The following is a 710-nucleotide window of genomic DNA, read 5'->3' on the forward strand; positions in this document are numbered from 1 at the left end:
CGTAATATATTTCATCTTGGGCAAGCGATTTCTGCCCACGATCGCTAGGTGGCGTCGTGCGCCGTTACAGACGGATGGTCGCATCTTCCGGGCCAAGCCCCAGCCCCAACACCCACCGCGCATTGCGTTCCATGAGGACGTCATAGTCGTAACCCAGAATGTGGGTGGCGATCATGGAGAGATCCGCCACGACCCGCGGGAGGGCATCGCCGCCACGATAGGAACTGCTGCCCGCCCCATCGATCAGCAGTCGCGCCGCGTTTGCCGCGCCATGCACGACCGAGATGGTTGCTATGATCGATTTCATATAATATCTCTCATATAATATCTATAGTTATACATTTACACTTGCACAGTTTTATGAACAATAGACAAATCTTGAAGAAATGGAGTCATTATGCCAGCCTATATGATTACTGAGATAACATCCGTTACAGATACAGTGCTTATGACTGAATATCACGAAAAGGTCGCGCCGATCATCGAGGCATTCGGTGGACGCTTTCTTGCACGGGCTGAACCATGCGTTGCACTGGAAGGCGAGTGGGCCAGAGTTGTCATCATCGAATTTCCCAGCTTTGAAACAGCGGAGCAGTTTTATCAGTCGGAAGAATACAGCCTGATCAAAGAACTCCGAGATCGCGCGGCAACGGCCAGAATAATCGTGCTCGGAGGTGTGGAATAATCTGAACTGGAGGTCGTGTCGGTCA

The 710-nt window shown here is 51.4% G+C and carries 2 protein-coding genes; one reads left to right on the forward strand and one right to left on the reverse strand.

Annotated features, from left to right (window positions below; genetic code table 11):
- Positions 1-64: 64 nt before the first annotated feature.
- Positions 65-307, reverse strand: a complete 243-nt coding sequence (locus SPHV1_RS11795) for a hypothetical protein (protein ID WP_054946244.1) — start codon at positions 305-307, stop codon at positions 65-67.
- A gap of 102 nt (positions 308-409) precedes the next feature.
- Between SPHV1_RS11795 and SPHV1_RS11800 the strand changes: the two genes are divergently transcribed.
- A complete protein-coding gene (locus tag SPHV1_RS11800; protein ID WP_255352280.1) occupies positions 410-685 on the forward strand; it encodes a DUF1330 domain-containing protein in 276 nt (91 codons plus the stop codon).
- Positions 686-710 lie beyond the last annotated feature (25 nt).

It is taken from the genome of Novosphingobium sp. KN65.2 (genome assembly GCF_001368935.1).
Taxonomy (GTDB): Bacteria; Pseudomonadota; Alphaproteobacteria; order Sphingomonadales; family Sphingomonadaceae; genus Novosphingobium; species Novosphingobium mathurense.